The 16,026-nt window shown below is 62.4% G+C and carries 16 protein-coding genes; 8 read left to right on the top strand and 8 right to left on the bottom strand.

Features of this window, described 5'->3' with window-relative positions; genetic code table 11:
* Window positions 1-23: 23 nt before the first annotated feature.
* The 4 genes from B3B04_RS03525 to B3B04_RS03510 all read right to left on the bottom strand — a co-directional run bounded on the left by B3B04_RS03525 (window position 24) and on the right by B3B04_RS03510 (window position 3,953).
* A complete protein-coding gene (locus B3B04_RS03525) occupies window positions 24-698 on the bottom strand; it encodes a thioredoxin family protein (protein WP_292039921.1) in 675 nt (224 codons plus the stop codon).
* A gap of 39 nt (window positions 699-737) precedes the next feature.
* On the bottom strand, window positions 738-2,921 hold the full coding sequence (locus B3B04_RS03520; protein ID WP_292039920.1) for a protein-disulfide reductase DsbD family protein: 2,184 nt from the start codon (window positions 2,919-2,921) through the stop codon (window positions 738-740).
* Between the two features lie 99 nt (window positions 2,922-3,020).
* Entirely contained in the window at window positions 3,021-3,479 is a 459-nt protein-coding gene (locus B3B04_RS03515; protein WP_292039918.1) for an OmpA family protein, read from the bottom strand.
* Between the two features lie 114 nt (window positions 3,480-3,593).
* A complete protein-coding gene (locus B3B04_RS03510; protein ID WP_292039916.1) occupies window positions 3,594-3,953 on the bottom strand; it encodes a YMGG-like glycine zipper-containing protein in 360 nt (119 codons plus the stop codon).
* A gap of 257 nt (window positions 3,954-4,210) precedes the next feature.
* Here B3B04_RS03510 and B3B04_RS03505 point away from each other — a divergent pair, with 257 nt between their 5' ends.
* Together B3B04_RS03505 and B3B04_RS03500 are read left to right on the top strand one after the other, a co-directional pair.
* Entirely contained in the window at window positions 4,211-5,068 is an 858-nt protein-coding gene (locus B3B04_RS03505; protein ID WP_292039914.1) for a diacylglycerol/lipid kinase family protein, read from the top strand.
* A complete protein-coding gene (locus B3B04_RS03500) occupies window positions 5,068-5,940 on the top strand; it encodes a metallophosphoesterase family protein (protein ID WP_292039912.1) in 873 nt (290 codons plus the stop codon). Before B3B04_RS03505 ends, B3B04_RS03500 begins: the two co-directional genes overlap by 1 nt.
* A 7-nt stretch (window positions 5,941-5,947) precedes the next feature.
* On the opposite strand, the gene hemW is transcribed toward B3B04_RS03500, so the two are convergent.
* Together hemW and rdgB are read right to left on the bottom strand one after the other, a co-directional pair.
* Window positions 5,948-7,111 (bottom strand): radical SAM family heme chaperone HemW, encoded by a 1,164-nt coding sequence (gene hemW, locus B3B04_RS03495; RefSeq protein ID WP_292039909.1) that lies wholly within the window; start codon window positions 7,109-7,111, stop codon window positions 5,948-5,950.
* Window positions 7,104-7,706 carry an RdgB/HAM1 family non-canonical purine NTP pyrophosphatase gene (gene rdgB / locus B3B04_RS03490; RefSeq protein WP_292039907.1) on the bottom strand — a complete coding sequence of 201 codons (603 nt, stop codon included), beginning with the start codon at window positions 7,704-7,706 and terminating at the stop codon, window positions 7,104-7,106. The genes hemW and rdgB overlap by 8 nt, the downstream gene beginning before the upstream one ends.
* Before the next feature lie 435 nt (window positions 7,707-8,141).
* On the opposite strand from rdgB, the gene B3B04_RS03485 reads away from it, so the two are divergent.
* The 3 genes from B3B04_RS03485 to B3B04_RS03475 are packed head-to-tail and all read left to right on the top strand — an operon-like array spanning window position 8,142 to window position 9,663.
* Window positions 8,142-8,723, top strand: a complete 582-nt coding sequence (locus B3B04_RS03485) for a DUF2975 domain-containing protein (RefSeq protein WP_292039905.1) — start codon at window positions 8,142-8,144, stop codon at window positions 8,721-8,723.
* Between the two features lie 24 nt (window positions 8,724-8,747).
* Complete coding sequence (locus B3B04_RS03480) at window positions 8,748-8,984, top strand: helix-turn-helix domain-containing protein (RefSeq protein ID WP_292039903.1); 237 nt, start codon at window positions 8,748-8,750, stop codon at window positions 8,982-8,984.
* A 4-nt stretch (window positions 8,985-8,988) separates the two neighbouring features.
* Window positions 8,989-9,663 (top strand): Smr/MutS family protein, encoded by a 675-nt coding sequence (locus tag B3B04_RS03475; RefSeq protein WP_292039901.1) that lies wholly within the window; start codon window positions 8,989-8,991, stop codon window positions 9,661-9,663.
* A 4-nt stretch (window positions 9,664-9,667) separates the two neighbouring features.
* Here B3B04_RS03475 and ccmB read toward each other — a convergent pair whose 3' ends face one another.
* Both ccmB and ccmA read right to left on the bottom strand, forming a co-directional pair.
* Window positions 9,668-10,333 (bottom strand): heme exporter protein CcmB, encoded by a 666-nt coding sequence (gene ccmB / locus B3B04_RS03470; protein ID WP_292039899.1) that lies wholly within the window; start codon window positions 10,331-10,333, stop codon window positions 9,668-9,670.
* The gene (ccmA, locus tag B3B04_RS03465; RefSeq protein ID WP_292039897.1) at window positions 10,333-10,974 is read right to left on the bottom strand and encodes a heme ABC exporter ATP-binding protein CcmA; all 642 of its coding nucleotides are present in this window, start codon (window positions 10,972-10,974) and stop codon (window positions 10,333-10,335) included. Before ccmA ends, ccmB begins: the two co-directional genes overlap by 1 nt.
* A 162-nt stretch (window positions 10,975-11,136) precedes the next feature.
* Between ccmA and acnA the strand changes: the two genes are divergently transcribed.
* From acnA to B3B04_RS03450, 3 genes are all read left to right on the top strand, one after another.
* Entirely contained in the window at window positions 11,137-13,836 is a 2,700-nt protein-coding gene (gene acnA / locus B3B04_RS03460) for an aconitate hydratase AcnA (protein ID WP_292039896.1), read from the top strand.
* Window positions 13,837-13,992: 156 nt separating this feature from the next.
* On the top strand, window positions 13,993-15,117 hold the full coding sequence (locus B3B04_RS03455) for an alkene reductase (protein WP_292039894.1): 1,125 nt from the start codon (window positions 13,993-13,995) through the stop codon (window positions 15,115-15,117).
* A gap of 275 nt (window positions 15,118-15,392) precedes the next feature.
* Window positions 15,393-16,026: Abi family protein (locus tag B3B04_RS03450; RefSeq protein WP_292039893.1), on the top strand; the 634-nt coding region annotated here is incomplete at its 3' end.

Raw genomic sequence — 16,026 nt, 5'->3', positions numbered from 1 at the left:
TCCGGCAGCGGGTACCACGGGGCTTAGCCCTCTGCCTTCACCGTTTCCGGATATTTGATGGCGCAACCATAGGGCTGGGCGAAGGTGGTGGCGACCGGCTGGCCAGCAGCCATCTGGTCCAGAGCGGCCTTCACATAGTTGTTCGCACCTTCAAGGTCCTCCACCTTGTTGGTGGGGCGGTCGTCGATACCACCGACAAAGGTCAGGCGACCTTCCGCGTCGATCACGCGCATATCCGGCGTGGTCTTGGCGTCATAGAGCTTGCCCACTTCACCGGTCGGGTCGAGCAGCAGGTGGGTGAAGCTGGCGTTGTATTTGGCCTTCCACGCCTTGGCCTCTTCGCCCTCGACATAGCCTTGGGTGCCCGGCGAGGAGGAAATGATCGTCAACCAGATCACGCCCTTTTCGGTGGCTTCGCGCTGCAGCGCCTGCATGGCACCGGTGTAGTGCTTCTTCACATAGGGGCAGCCCTCGTTGGTCCATTCCAGAACCACCGTCTTGCCGCGATAATCGGACAGTTTGCGGCTGACACCCTCTGCATCCACCAAGGTGAAGTCAGGGGCCATGTCGCCCGGACCGGCGATGGCGCTCTGCGCTTGCGCCGTTTCGGTCGGGGCCGGATTGGCTGGAGCTTCGGCTTGCTGACAGGCCGCCAGCAGAGCTGCGGCGGCGGAAATCATCATCAGTTTACGGATCATTGTTTTTCCCTTCCCATGGAACCATGATCTTTAACGGTGTCAGCGACGCGTTTCCGTCAGCGCGTTGACGACCAATCCTTCGGTCAGAAGTTGCGGCAGGATGCGCGGCTCGGTCTGACCGGGCGTATAGAGCAGATAAAGCGGCACACCCGAGCGGCCATGACGCTCCAGCTCAGCCGCAATGGCGGCATCGCGGCTGGTCCAGTCTCCAACCAGATAAAGCGTATTGGTTTCCTGCAGGGCCTTGGCCGTGCCCGCGCGAGACAGGGCCGCGCGCTCGTTCAGCTTGCAGGTCACGCACCAGTCGGCGGTAAAGTTAACCAGTACCGGACGGCCTTCCTTCAAAGCCGCCTGCACGGCGTCCGGCGACCACGGCTGTGAGGAAAGGGTCTGGTTTTCCTGCGACGTTACCCCTGCCAGAACGGGCGGAGCCTTCAGGGCAAAGACCACCGCAGGCCCCGTCAATGCGGCAAAGATCAGCGTCGCCACCAACCACGACTTGCCGCCCAGCAGCTGATAGCGGCCCAGCATCCAAAGTGTCAGCGCTACCAGCAGAGCGGCGACGAACAACAGACCCAAGGCTTCTCCCGTCTGGCCGGCAAATACCCATGCCAGCCACAAGGCCGCGCCATACATGGGGAAGGCCAGCAGATTGCGGAACGTCTCCATCCAGCCGCCCGGCTTGGGCAGGCGAGACAGCAAACGCGGCGAGAAACTGATCAAAACATAGGGCAGCGCCAGCCCCAGCCCCAGCATGGCAAACACAGCCAGCGCCAGCGGCCACGGCAGAACCAGTGCGGTGCCGATGGCCAAGGCCATAAAGGGCGCCGTGCACGGGGCTGCCACCACCACCGCCAGAACACCGGTAAAGAAAGCCCCGGCCACGCCGCCCTTGCCCGCCGTCAGACCACTACCGATCCCCTGCAGACGGCCCCCCACATGGAACAGGCCCGACATGTTCAGACCCACGGCCAGCATCAACAAGGCCAGGCCCGCCGTCATCGCCGGAGACTGCAATTGGAATCCCCAGCCGATGGCTTCGCCGCCTACACGCAGGGCCAGCAATAAACCCGCCAGCCCCACAAAGGTGATCAACACCCCCGCCAAAAAGGCCAGCCCGTCGGCGCGCGCCTCGGCAGGGTGATGGGCTGAACGGCTAAGCGCCGCGGCCTTCATTGCCAGCACAGGGAAGACGCACGGCATCAGATTGAGGATCAGGCCGCCGATAAGTGCAAACAGGGCCGCCTTCCAGAAGCCCGCAGCTATGGGCGCGGCCTCTGCCGCCTCTTCGCCATCGCCCAGTACCTTGCCCGTCGTATCGGCAAACGGCTCGCCCGCCTCGGCCGTGATGTCCCATGCCCCTTGGTCGGTCGACAACACACCCGCCAGTTCAGCACCAAGTCCGTTGGCCAACAGGGCGCGCCCCGGTTTCAGCGTCAGGCGCAGCCCGCCTTGACCCAGCTCGACCTTCTGTACCGCTGCATGGTCGATCACCCCGCCAACGAACGGATAGAAATAGGCCCATTTCAAAGCATCGCCGTCCAGCGGACCACCACGCGCGGTCAGCACCAGCTGGCCATCCATCACGGCGGCTCGGGCCGCAATATCGGCAGGGCGCGGGGCCGTCTCGATAATTTTCTGGATCGCCGCACCGTGTGTCGCATCCAGCGGCGGCTGGCCTTCACCCACGGTAAGATCGACAGCCAGAGACATTTCGTCCGGCACGCACATCTGGTCCGAGCACACCATAAACAGCACGTCGGCGCGCACACGAACACGCTCGCCCACCTTGGCCGAGGCTGGCACTTCAATCGGCACCGGCAAATAGACGGTGTCGCTAAAGCCATAGTTCATCAGGCTTTGCAGGCGTTGGCGCTCGGGCAGGGGCCAGATTATCTCGCCGGCCTGATATCCGGCAGGCAGGTGCCAGGTGGCCTCGGTCGGCCCGCCGCTGTCGCCGGGGTTACGCCAATAGGTATGCCAACCCTGCGCAATATTCTGTCGAATGGCGATAATGGCGGTAGAGCCGGGCACGGCCCACTGCTGCATCGGTACCAGTTCGGCTTCGATCCGCTCGCTGGATTTCGGACCTGTCGTCGCCGCACCGGCCGCCAATGCCTCGGCCACATCCCGCGCACTTGGGGTTGGCGCGGCAAGGGTCGGGCTGGCACCGCCCCACAACAAGGCCAAAGCCAGTAAAGTAATGGACAGAAATCGTACCAAGGTCGCGCCCTCGTTCATTCGGGCGCGACATTAGCGATAAAGAACGGTCCGCGTACAGCCTGCGCGACGGCAGGCCGCACCACGGTCAAGCCGGATCAATCAGCGACGCGGCGCAGCGTCTACCACCACCTCGGTACGACGACGCAAGGGCTCAGAAACATTGCCCGCGCGGGCGCCTTCATCACCCACAGCCTGTACATCGAACACCGGCACCGGCCAGCCCGCGGTGGACATGGCTTCGCTCACCGCCTGTGCCCTTTGCTCGGAAAGGTTAAGGTTCGCCGCCGACGTGCCCGTCGCAGACGACAGCCCCGTCACGGCCACGCTACGGATATGGCACCCCTGAAGGCGCTGTGCCGTCATGGAAATCGCTTGCATCGCTGCTGGCGTCAGCGTCGAGCGCCCTTCGGTAAAATAGACTTCGAAACGCTGCGGCATGCAGTTCACCGAGGTGACCAGATCTTCGCGCGTTTTAATAGCATTGCCCGGCGCACAGGCCGCCATGGCCAGCATCGAGGCACACAGCCCCGCGCCCATGATCTTCGGCGAGATACTCATTACAGCCCTCATTGTTGTCCCAACCCTGAATGAGAAAAGGAGCGACCCGCGCTGGGGCCGCTCCTTTGTCACCGACCGAATACGGGCGGTTAAAATGGCAGCGTCAGCGACCTATTAGTAACGGCGTTGGCCGTTCTCCCAATAGCATTCCGTCTGACGGTTGTCGTAGCAGTAGTAATAACGGCCTTGATTGTCGCGGTAGCGTTGCTGGTTATTGCGGTCTTGCGACGAGCCGCGGATGGCACCGGCGGCACCACCCAGCGCGGCACCGATGGCGGCACCGCGACCGGCGTTGCCGCTGCCGGTGTTGTTACCGATGATCGCACCGGCGATACCGCCCAGCGCAGCGCCCGCTGCGCCCTGACGCACAGCCTGGCTGTTGGTGTTGATGCCGCCACCACCGTAATACGGATCACTTGCGCAGGCCGAAGCCAGCAGACCGGCACCGGCGATCGCGATAAGAGCCTTGTTCATGGGGGAAATCCTCTCCGATTAGTATTGGGCAGCCCCGATAGATTGACCAACGAACCGGACGCTCGGTGGTTCCCCTTTCAGCGGGCAGTGTCACGCTATCGACAGGAACCTAGACAGACGATGAACATTCTCCGCTCATGACCGAAACCGCCCCCCAGCTGAGCGTGCCTCTTTCCGTAAATGGCCCAGCCGCGGAACTCGAACCTGCCTACGACCGTAAGGCGCTGACTTCCAAGGTAAAAATTGGGAAGATCATCATGCTGATCAATCCTATGTCGGGCGGCGTCGACGGTAATGCCGAGACACAGGCTCGCGCTATCCTCAATGAATACGAGGTCGAAGCGGACGTTTATCTGCTTGAGGGCGACGGTTTTCAGCAGACGATTGACGAAGCGATTGCGGCCAAGCCCGACGCGCTGCTGGTGCTGGCTGGAGATGGCACGGCTCGCTCTGTGGCCACTTTGGCGGGAGACCACGATATTCTTGTCGCGCCGCTTCCGGGTGGCACCATGAATATGTTGCCCAAGGCGCTTTATGGCACAGGCGACTGGAAAAAAGCCCTGCGCCGCGCGCTGGAGCAGGGCGAGCCGCGCCCCGTCGCCGGTGGTGCGATCGGCGAAGAGCATTTCTATTGCGCCGCCATCATGGGGGCTCCGGCACTGTGGGCTCCGGCGCGCGAAGCCATCCGCTCGGGGAAAATCGGCAAGGCCTGGTCGCAGGCGCGGTTGGCTTTCCGCCGCGCATTCTCGGGACGCATCCGCTTTTCGCTGGATAAGCGCCAGGAGCAAAAGGCCGAGGCGCTGGTGCTGGTCACCCCGCTGATCTCCAAGGCCTTCAATGAAAATGACCCCGGTCTGGAAGCGGCGGCCATGAAGACGTCCGATGCCGGTCAGGCCCTGCGCTTGGCGGCCAATGCCCTGTTTACCGACTGGCGCAACGACGACGCCGTCGAGACGACCCGCACCCGCGAGGTGAAGGTGTGGGGCCGTTCGCGCATTCCGGCTGTGATCGACGGCGAGACCATTCCGGTGGGCCGCGAAGCCACCATCCGCTTCGAGCCGCACGCCTTTACTGCCTTGGCCCTGCCCGCCGATACCGTGGACGACGTCAGCTGATGGGCGTCATCCTCCAGTTTTCCGACATTCACTTCGGGGTCGAGCACAAGGCGGCGGTGGACGAGGCCATGGCCTATGCCCACGCCTATCAGGCCGACCTGAACCTGATCACCGGCGACATCACCCAAAGCGGTCGCACCCGCGAGTTCGAAGCCGCTGCCGAATGGATCAATGCCTTGCCCGAACCTGTGTTCGTCACAGTGGGCAACCATGACGTACCCTATTGGGATGTGTTTTCGCGCCTGTTCAATCCATGGCGCGCGTTCGAAACTGCCACTGGCCATCCGGCGCATGACCACGAGTTTTCACGCCCTGGCCTGATGGTCCGCGGCGTCACCACCGCGCGCGGTTGGCAGGCGCGTTTGAACTGGTCCAAGGGCGTGATCGATCTGGAGCAGACCGCGCGCGCGGCAGAGGCTCTGCGCCAGACGCCGCCTGACACCTTGCGGATTCTTGCCTGCCACCATCCGTTGGTGGAGATGATCGATGCGCCAATGAGCGGCGATGTGAAGCGCGGCGATCGCGCGGCACGTATCTTTGCCGAGGCGGGCGTTGACCTGATCACCACCGGCCACGTGCATGTGCCCTTTGCCCTGCCTATCGATATGTCGGAACGCCGTTGCTACGCCATTGGCTGCGGTACCCTGTCGGTGCGGGAGCGGGACGGCTATCCCCCCAGCTTCAACCGCATCGAGTGGGATGCCAGGACTATCACCGTCACAGTGGTGAAGTGGGACGGTCTGGGCTTTGTGGACGGCGAAAGCTGGTCCCTAAAGCGTCGTCAGGATACGCGTCACGACGAGACCGCACCTGATCCCGACGTGCCGGGCAAACTCGAACAGGATGTGCGTGAGGCCAGCACGCTGGCCTGAGCCAGCGTTAGGTCAGCAGCATCCGCAGTACCCCGTCCAGAACAGGGCGCCCCTTGGAGGTCGCGCGGATGCGGGGCCCCCAGTGTTCGACGAAGCCGTCCTGCAACAGGTCGGACAGGGCCTCGCTGTCCGACGACCAGCCCAGCCGTTCCAGCACTTGCAAAGGCACGCCCTCTACGGTTCGCAGTCCCAGAAGAACACGCTCTTCGTCCGCTTCCTGCGCGCTTAGATCCTGCTGCTCGCTCCACGGCTTTTGCGCAGCCACACCGTCCACATAGGTTTTGATCTGGCGGTGGGCGACCGTGGCGGTACGCACCGCGTCCCGCGTCAGGCGGCCATGGGCACCGGGGCCTGCGCCGATATAGTCACCGCCGCGCCAGACATGCAGATTGTGGGCCGAGCGCGCCGCCACGCCCCTGGCATGGTTCGACACCTCGTAGGGCTCGAAGCCGTGCGCCTCCAAAACGTCTTGCGTCGTTTCATAAAGGGCGGCGGACAGGTCTTCATCCGGCGGCGTCAGCGTGCCGCGCGCAAAGGCGCGGCCAAAGGCAGTGGTCGGCTCTATCGTCAGTTGATAGGGCGAAATGTGCTCGAACCCCAGATCAAAGGCGGTGGCCAGCTCGGCTTTCCAGTCCGCCACGCTCTGGTCGGGACGGGCGTAGATCAGATCGATCGACAGGCGCGGAAAACTCCTGGCGGCAATGTCTGCTGCCCGTCTGGCCGAGGCCGCAGAATGGTCGCGGCCCAGGAAGCGCAACGCCTCGTCATCAAAAGACTGGATGCCCATGGACAGTCGTGTGACGCCAGCATCTGCCAAGGCGGCATAGCGCGCGCTTTCCGCATCGGTCGGATTGGCCTCCAGCGAGACCTCCATCTGGTCGACCGGCGCAAACAGGCCTTGGGTCTCTTCCAGAATGCGGGCCACGGCGTCGGGGGCCAGCAGGGATGGCGTACCCCCGCCAAAGAAGACAGAGGCCAGACGGCGTGGGCCGATCATTTCGGCCTGATGATGGATGTCCGCAATGATGGCGTCCACCAGACGCGCCTGTTCCTCGCTGCACCCGCGATCGCGCACGACGTTGAAGTCGCAATAGGGGCAGATGCGCGCGCAGTAGGGCCAGTGGACATAGAGGGCCACCAGACCCTCTGTGTCCGGGACCGGATCAATCAATCAGGGCCGCCTTCAGGCTGACAAAGGCGCGGGCGCGGTGGCTGATGGCATCTTTTTCCTCGGGGCTCATCTCGCCGAAGGTCTGCTCATAGCCATCGGGCAGGAAGATCGGGTCGTAACCAAAACCACGATCGCCGCGCGGCGGGAAGACCAGCTGCCCGTCGATGCGGCCTTCGACCACCACACAGGTGCCATCGGGCCAAGCCACGGCCAGTGCCGAGGTAAACCATGCCGAGCGATCGGTGGCCGCGATCTCTTCCAGTCGCTGCTCGACCTTTTGCATGGCCATGGAGAAGTCTTTTTCCGGACCGGCCCAGCGCGCGGAATAAATGCCCGGAGCTCCTTCCAGCGCGGCAACGGACAGTCCGCTGTCATCGGCCAGACAGACCTCGCCCGACAGGGTCGCAGCATGGCGCGCCTTGAGCATGGCATTGCCCACAAAGGTGCTCTCGGTCTCCTCCGGCTCGGGTAAATTCAGCGAGCCAGCGGTGACAATCTCGTAATTTCCGTCCAGCAGCGCCTCGATCTCGCGTGCCTTGCCCGGATTGTGGGTCGCGGCCACCAGCCGCATCCCTTTGATAAGACGGAGTTTCATGAGGTCTTTCTAGACGGTCTTTGAACCTTGCGAAAGTTTAATATCGTTAAACGATATGTAACGTGCAATTCGACACCGCACGGTTCATCTTCAATCTCAAGAACGGCGATCAAAACCGATCCCGATCTACCGCTCAGGAAGGGACATTGATCCACGAATGAGCAAATCACAACACGAAACATCTAACTTTGGAGATTGACTGATGACCTCGATGAAAGCTTCCCAGTTCATGGACAACCTTGGCTATGCCTTCCTGAACACCATCATGATTGCCGCCATGCCGGTGGCGGCTCTGGCGACCATTCTTCAAGCCCTGTGATACAGGCTTTGACGAAGGTGCCGAAGATCGCAAAAACTAGCGCTGTGTCCTGAGCCCCTCCAAAGGGCACAGCGCAGATCTTCAATCCCTTCGAACACGCGGTCACAGATATGATCATGGGCCTGAAAACCTTTTCCGACCGCAAGCATCACGTACCGCTTACCGCCCATGCGCCCGGATCGGGGCTGCTGGCCCGTATTCTCAAGACGACCGTCGATGTGGCCTATTGGGTCATGGCGACAGCGACCCTGATCGCAGCCATCGCCTTTGTCGCCGCGATCTTTGTGCCCCTTTCCCAGCTCAGTGTGACCATCGACACTGGCGCCGAGGCGCGCCAGATGCCCCTGTCACGCAGCCTGCTGCTGTTCGCCATCGGCCTGTCTGTGGCCTATTTCGCGGGCTTTTTTATTATTCTGCGCCAGTTGCGGCGCATTTTTGCCAGCCTGCTGATGGGCGACCCCTTCCAGCCCAAAAACGTGTCGCGTCTGCAGCGCATCGGTATAGCGCTGACGCTCGTCGCTATAGGAGGCTGGATCGCGCAGACCGTGGCTGCGCGCCATCTGGCTCCCGGTGCTATCGAAGCCCCCGGCATCAGCGAGCTTTTCACCCCCGGTTTCGCGGTCATTATCGTTTTCGTGCTTTCGGAAGTTTTCCGCGAAGGCACCCGCCTGCGACGCGAATCCGAACTGACGATCTGATCTAAAACCGCTAAAGCATGACTCATGGCCATTCGCGTCCAACTCGACAGACTCCTTGCCGAACGGCGCATGTCCCTCACGGAACTCGCCGACAGGGTCGGCGTGACCGTCGCCAATCTGTCTATCCTGAAGACCGGCAAGGCTCGCGCCGTGCGCTTTTCGACGCTGGATGCCCTGTGCCGCGAACTGAACTGTCAGCCGGGCGACATCCTCACCCACGTTCCGGGACCGGCTGCCTTCGACCCTGACGACAAAGTCTGAGTGGGTGGCCCGCCGCCCGCCGCGTCCCAGTGAAGATGACCGTCGCCTGTGGAAACGGGTGACGCGCACCGTCACGCCACAAGCGCCGACCAAGTCGGCCTATGTGGCACCCGACGATGTGGAGGCGGCACTGGCAGAAATGGCCACCTATCTGGGTGAAGAACCGCCTGCGACGCCTAAAGCCAAGGCCAAACCGAAAGCCAAAGCCCGCACGCCCAAGGCCCAGCCTACGGGCGTCACGCCCACGGCCACACCGACGACCCAAGCCTCGCTGACCGCCGAGGCCGCAGGCACAGCCGCCCTGATCGCGGGTATGTTGCAGGCGGAACGACAGCGCACCCACGGCCCTCGCTCCGCTCCTGAAGAGCTGGAGCCGCGCCGGCAGCGCCGCCTGTCGCGGGAGCGCGATCCGATCGAGGCCCGCATCGATCTGCACGGTTTTGGCCGCTTTGAGGCCGAAGACCAGCTACGGGCGTTTTTGATGGGCAGTCAGGCAAGAGGCCTGCGCTCGGTTCTGGTCATCACCGGACAGGGCAGACGGGGCGGGGGCGTTATTCGCGCCTCTCTGGTGGAATGGCTATCCAGCCCGCACCTGCGCCACATAGTGTCCGGTTTTGCCAGTGCCCACCGGCGCCACGGCGGCGACGGCGCCTTCTATGTCACCATCCGCCAGCGCTGATTACTTACGACTGGGCGTTGCGCACCGCTGCGGCACCGGCCAGCGGAGCGATGACCATAGCAAAAAGCACATAGGCCCCCAGTAGCGCCAAGGCTGATCCGACCGGCACTCCCATGGCCGCGCGCGTCAAAGCGCCTGCGCCAAACACGACCGGCGGGATGAACAGCGGCAAGACGATTACCGCGATCAACAGCCCTCCGCGACGCGACCCCAGCGCCAAGGCCGCGCCCAAGGCACCGGTAAAGGCAAAACCCAGCCCGCCCAGCAGTGCTGAAATACCCGTCAGCACAATCAACTCCGCCGGTTGCCCCAGCACCAGCGCCGACAAAGGTGCCATCACCGCTAGCGGCAAGCCTGTTGCCAGCCACTGGGCCACAGCCTTGATCGCCACTACCGCCTCCAGCGGCAGGGGCCCCATGGCCAGAATATCCAAAGAGCCGTCCTCGAAATCGCGCTCGAACATCCGCTCCAGTGACAACAGGGATGCGACCGCCAGCGCCATCCACGCCATGCCCGAGGCCGTAGGTGCCAGAACTTGCGGATCGCCCCCCGCCGCCAGAGGCAGCATGGCCGTCAGACACACCATGAAGCCGCAGGCCAGCAGCGGACCGCCTCCGCCACCCCACGCCAGCGAGACCTCGCGGCGAAACAGAGCCGACACCGCCCCCATCACAACGCCCCCAGATCAAGCGACAGACAGGGCAAGGGCAACGGATCATGCACTGCGGCGATAATCATCCCGCCGCCGTCCATGTGCTCCTGCATCAGCACGGCCATCTCGGCCCGCCACGTCTCGTCCAGCGGGGCCAAGGGTTCGTCCAGCAGCCACAGGGCGCGCGGCGCCCCCAACAGGCGCGCAAAGCTGAGGCGGCGTTTTTGCCCCGCCGACAGCCTGCGCGTTTCCAGATCCAGTAGAGGTGTCAGACGCAAGCGCGTGATCGCCGTCTCGGCGCGCGCGCTGTCTCCACCCAGATACCGTGTCTGGAACATCAGTTCCTGCCGCGCCGTGCGGGTGGGTTTCAGCCCCTCCAGATGGCCCAGCAGATGCACATCCTCGCGCCGCGCCGTCTCGGCCTCTTTTTCCGATCCGTCCCGCATGAAGCGCACCACACCGTCATCGGGCGCAATAAAGCCCGCAATGGCCCGCAGCAGGCTGGTCTTGCCCGCGCCATTGGCCCCCGTCAGCGCCAGCGCCTGACCGGCGGACAGCGCCAGATCAAGCCCGCTGAACAGCCGCCGCTCACCGCGCGTCAGAGACAGGGATTGGATCGTCAAAGCGTCCAAAACTTGCGAACCTTTCTCAATATCCACGACAGCGTTGTGGATTCATGGACGTGTCCGCCCAGCGTGCTTATATGCCCCTTGCAGCCGCAGCGGGCTTTCGCCGCGCGCGCAAGGGACCTGTGTGCCCTGGCGTCCAGCGCGCGAAGGCGCAACCGAATTGTCGGGCGGCTTTAGTCAGAGGACCACCATATGCCGTCGATTGACAGCCTCAAGACTCGCCAAGACCTCACCGTCGGACGCAAGAAATACGCCTATTACAGCCTTCCGGCCGCAGAGGAAGCCGGTCTGACCGGTATCTCGCGCCTTCCGCGCTCGATGAAGGTGCTGCTGGAGAACCTTCTGCGCAACGAAGACGGCGTTTCCGTCACCGAAGCCGACCTCAAGGCCGTCGCTGCCTGGATCGAGAACAAGGGTGCCGTCGAGCACGAGATCGCCTTCCGTCCGGCCCGCGTGCTGATGCAGGACTTTACCGGCGTTCCGGCGGTGGTGGACCTTGCCGCCATGCGCGACGCCATGGCCAAGCTGGGTGCCGACCCGGCCAAGATCAATCCGCTGAACCCTGTCGATCTGGTCATCGACCACTCGGTGATGGTGGACCACTTCGGCAACCCGCAAGCCTTCGACCAGAATGTGAAGCGCGAATATGAGCGCAACATCGAGCGCTATAACTTCCTGCGCTGGGGCTCGTCGGCCTTCAATAATTTCCGCGTCGTTCCTCCGGGCACCGGCATCTGCCACCAGGTCAACCTCGAACACCTGGCTCAGACCGTCTGGACCGGTGAAGAAGGCAAGAAGACCGTCGCCTATCCGGACACCGTCGTCGGCACCGACAGCCACACCACCATGATCAACGGTCTGGCCGTTCTGGGCTGGGGCGTGGGCGGCATCGAGGCCGAGGCCGCCATGCTGGGCCAGCCGATCCCGATGCTGATCCCGGAAGTCATCGGCTTCAAACTGACCGGCAAGCTGCCGGAAGGCGCCACCGCGACCGATCTGGTGCTGACCGTCACCCAGATGCTGCGCAAGAAGGGCGTGGTCGGCAAGTTCGTCGAGTTCTTCGGTGACGCCCTGACCGCCATGACCATCGAGGATCAGGCCACCATCGCCAACATGGCGCCGGAATACGGTGCCACCTGCGGCTTCTTCCCGGTTTCGCAAGCCACCCTCGACTATCTGGCCGCCACCGGCCGCGAAAAGGCCCGCGTCGCTCTGGTCGAAGCCTATGCCAAGGCCCAGGGCCTGTGGATCGACGAAACCTCGGAAGATCCGGTGTTCACCGACGTTCTGGAACTGGACATCTCGACGGTCGTGCCGTCGCTGGCCGGTCCGAAGCGTCCGCAAGACCGCGTCGAGCTGACCACCGCCGCGCCCGAGTTCGAACAGCACCTGACCGGCACCTTCAACCGTCCGGCTGACGCCCCGCGCGGCGTTGTCGAAGGCCAAGACTTCACCGTCGGCGACGGCGATGTGGTCATTGCCGCCATCACCTCGTGCACCAACACCTCGAACCCGAGCGTGCTGATCGCCGCCGGTCTCGTGGCCCGCAAGGCCAAGGCTCTGGGCCTGTCGCCCAAGCCGTGGGTCAAGACATCGCTGGCTCCGGGCTCTCAGGTCGTCACCGACTATCTGACCGACGCTGGCCTGCAGGCTGACCTCGACGCCATGGGCTTCAACCTGGTCGGCTATGGCTGCACTACCTGCATCGGTAACTCCGGCCCGCTGGATCCGGCCATCTCCAAGACGATCAACGACAACGATCTGGTCGCCGTCTCGGTGCTGTCGGGTAACCGTAACTTCGAAGGCCGCGTGAACCCTGATGTTCAGGCCAACTATCTGGCCTCGCCGCCGCTGGTGGTCGCCTATTCGATCGCCGGTTCGATGCGCATCGACATCACCAACGACCCGATCGCGCAGGACAAGGACGGCAAGGACGTCTTCCTGAAGGACATCTGGCCGACCTCGCAAGAGATCGCCGCCATCCAGAAGAAGTCTGTCACGCCCAAGATGTTCGCCAAACGCTACGCCGACGTCTTCAAGGGCGACGAGCACTGGCAGGCCATCGAGATCACCGGCGGTCAGACCTATGAGTGGGACGACAACTCCACCTACGTCCAGAACCCGCCGTACTTCGAGGGTCTGTCGATGGAGCCGACCCCGATCGAAGACATCGTCGAGGCCCGCATTCTGGGTATCTTCGGTGACTCGATCACGACCGACCACATCTCGCCCGCCGGTGCGATCAAGAAGGCCTCGCCTGCGGGTGCCTATCTGACCGGCCACGGCGTCGATACGCTGGACTTCAACTCCTACGGCGCGCGCCGTGGCAACCACGAAGTCATGATGCGCGGCACCTTTGCCAACATCCGCATCAAGAACCGCATCACTCCGGAAATCGAGGGCGGTGTGACCAAGCACTTCCCGTCCAAGGACGTGATGTCGATCTACGACGCCGCCATGCGTTACCAAGCCGAAGGCCGCCCGCTGGTGGTGTTCGCCGGTAAGGAATACGGCACCGGCTCCTCGCGTGACTGGGCGGCCAAGGGCACCCGTCTGCTGGGCGTTCGCGCCGTCATTGCCGAGAGCTTCGAGCGTATCCACCGCTCGAACCTGGTCGGCATGGGCGTCGTTCCGCTGCAGTTCAAGGAAGACGGCTGGCAGAAGCTGAACCTGACCGGCGAAGAGATCGTCACCATCCGTGGCCTGACCGACGCCAACATCGGCAAGCTGAAGCCGCGCCAAGACCTGTGGGTCGAGCTGTTCCGTCCGGCGGACGGCAAGATGGCCCGCTTCCCGGTCCGTTGCCGCATCGATAACCAGACCGAGCTGGACTACTTCAAGGCGGGCGGTGTGATGCCGTACGTGCTGCGCAATCTGGCCAGCGGCAAGTAAGTCCGGACCTTTGGGTTCGAATGCAAAGGGCGGCTCGAAAGAGCCGCCCTTTTTCATTGTTTTAAATTATTCGCGCGCGGCCGCGCTTGTTCGCAACAGGTACGGTTCCAATATCAACTGACGTAGATATTTGATGATCGCATAAAGGCTCCCCCCATGCCCCAAGACACTACCAAAGACACGCTTTTCCAGCCCCTGAAAGTCGGCGCGGTCACCCTCAAAAACCGCATCGTCATGGCCCCTATGACCCGCTCGCGCGCCGACAATCCTGAAAAGGCCGCCACCAATCTGACCGCGACCTATTATGGACAGCGCGCCAGTGCGGGCCTGATCATCACCGAGGGCACGCAGGTGTCCGAGGGCGGGCAGGGCTATCTCTATACGCCGGGCATCTATTCTGAACCGCAAACCGAGGCGTGGAAAAAGGTGACGGACGCCGTCCACGCCAAGGGCGGGCTGATCGCGGCCCAGCTGTGGCATGTGGGCCGTATCTCGCACTCGTCCGTCCTGCCCAAGGGCCTGCCGCCTGTTGCGCCGTCGGCCATCCGCGCCAACGCCACCACCTTTGCGCTGGACGAGAACGGCACCCCCGGTCAGGTGCCGACCGATACGCCCTATGAACTCAGCGCCTATCGCGGCATCCCGACCGTGGTGTTCGAGTTCGCACAGGCCGCGCGTAACGCCATCGAAGCCGGCTTTGACATGGTCGAGCTGCACGGTGCCAATGGCTATCTGCTGGCCCAGTTCCTGTCGCCGCAGACCAATACCCGCACCGACCAGTACGGTGGCTCGATGGAGAACCGCGCCCGCTTCGTGCTGGAGGTGATCGATGCCGTCGCCGCCGCTATCGGGCCGGACCGTGTGGGCATCCGCCTGTCGCCATGGGCGCCGCAGTTCATCAATGACATCGACGGCACCATCGAGGCCGAGGAGATGACCCTCTATCTGGCCGCCGAGCTCGAGAAGCGCGGCATCGCCTATCTGCACATGGCCGAGTGGGGCGAGAACATCTATCCCGACGGCTTCCGCCAGCGCCTTCGCGATACCTATAAGGGCACGATCCTCTATGCCGGTGGCTATACTCAAGCCAAGGCCGAGGCCCTGCTGGAAACCGGCACCGCCGACGCCGTCGCCTTCGGTGCTCCCTTCATCGCCAACCCCGACCTAGCCGAACGCTTCCGCGAAGGCAGCGAGATCGCCGTGCCGGACAAAGCCACCTTCTACGGCGGCGGCGCTGAGGGCTATACGGACTATCCGGACAGGAACGGGAACGCCGTCTAAATCAGGCCGCGTCGGGTCGAGAAGGCGGAGCCTTATGACCGTGGCCCACTAAGAATGCGAAACCCGCATAACGGAAAGGCCCAAGGAGTTGTCCTTGGGCCTTTCTGAAAATTACAATACCGTGAATATCTAAAGTCGAGATTGAAGGGGGCTTCACTGATGGCATTCACATTTTGCGTGACAAGAAACAAAAATCGTGTATGTACAACCTTAATACGGCCGGCCCCTCTTCATCCTAGGATGTACGGGTCGGTTTTCAATTGGGGCGTCCTTTAATGGATTTGATCCCCTACAATAAGGCTCACTTAGCGATAGATCAGCAGATTATTTTGCTGAAAGATCGTGGCCTTATAATTACAGATGACCTAGCCGCTAAACATCTTCTTGACCGAGTCGGATACTATCGTCTCAGCGGATACTGGTATCCAATGAGACAAGTTGTAGAGGCGGAAGGCCATAACGGTAAGCCGATTTTTAAGGCGCTCGATCCGTTCAAACCAAACTCACATCTTGAGCACGTAGCCCAACTCTACGTCTTTGACAAAAAACTGCGGCTACTAATTGCTGACGCTATTGAGCGCATAGAGGTCGCAGTACGAGTTCATATTGCTCATACTCTGTCCGTACGTAGCTCAATAGCACACCGCGAACCTAGCGAGTTAAGCGGCCATTTTACCACTAAGCTGAACCCAAAGACCCGCGGAACCGGCCATCAAGAATGGCTACACCGACTTGATCACAACGAACACCGTTCAAGAGACGAATTCGTAAAACATTACAATAGTAAGTATCTCCCTCCGATGCCTCTATGGATGTCCATAGAGCTCTGGGATTTTGGAACGCTGTCATTTTTCCTTAGTGGCTTAAAACACGGCGACAAATCCAAACTAGGCTCAGGACCCATTGATT

The sequence above is a fragment of the Brevundimonas sp. UBA5713 genome (assembly GCF_002419815.1).
In the GTDB taxonomy this organism is placed as follows: Bacteria; Pseudomonadota; Alphaproteobacteria; order Caulobacterales; family Caulobacteraceae; genus Brevundimonas.
The sequence above is the reverse complement of the archived record's forward strand: the minus strand, read 5'-3'. Positions and strand labels throughout refer to the sequence as shown.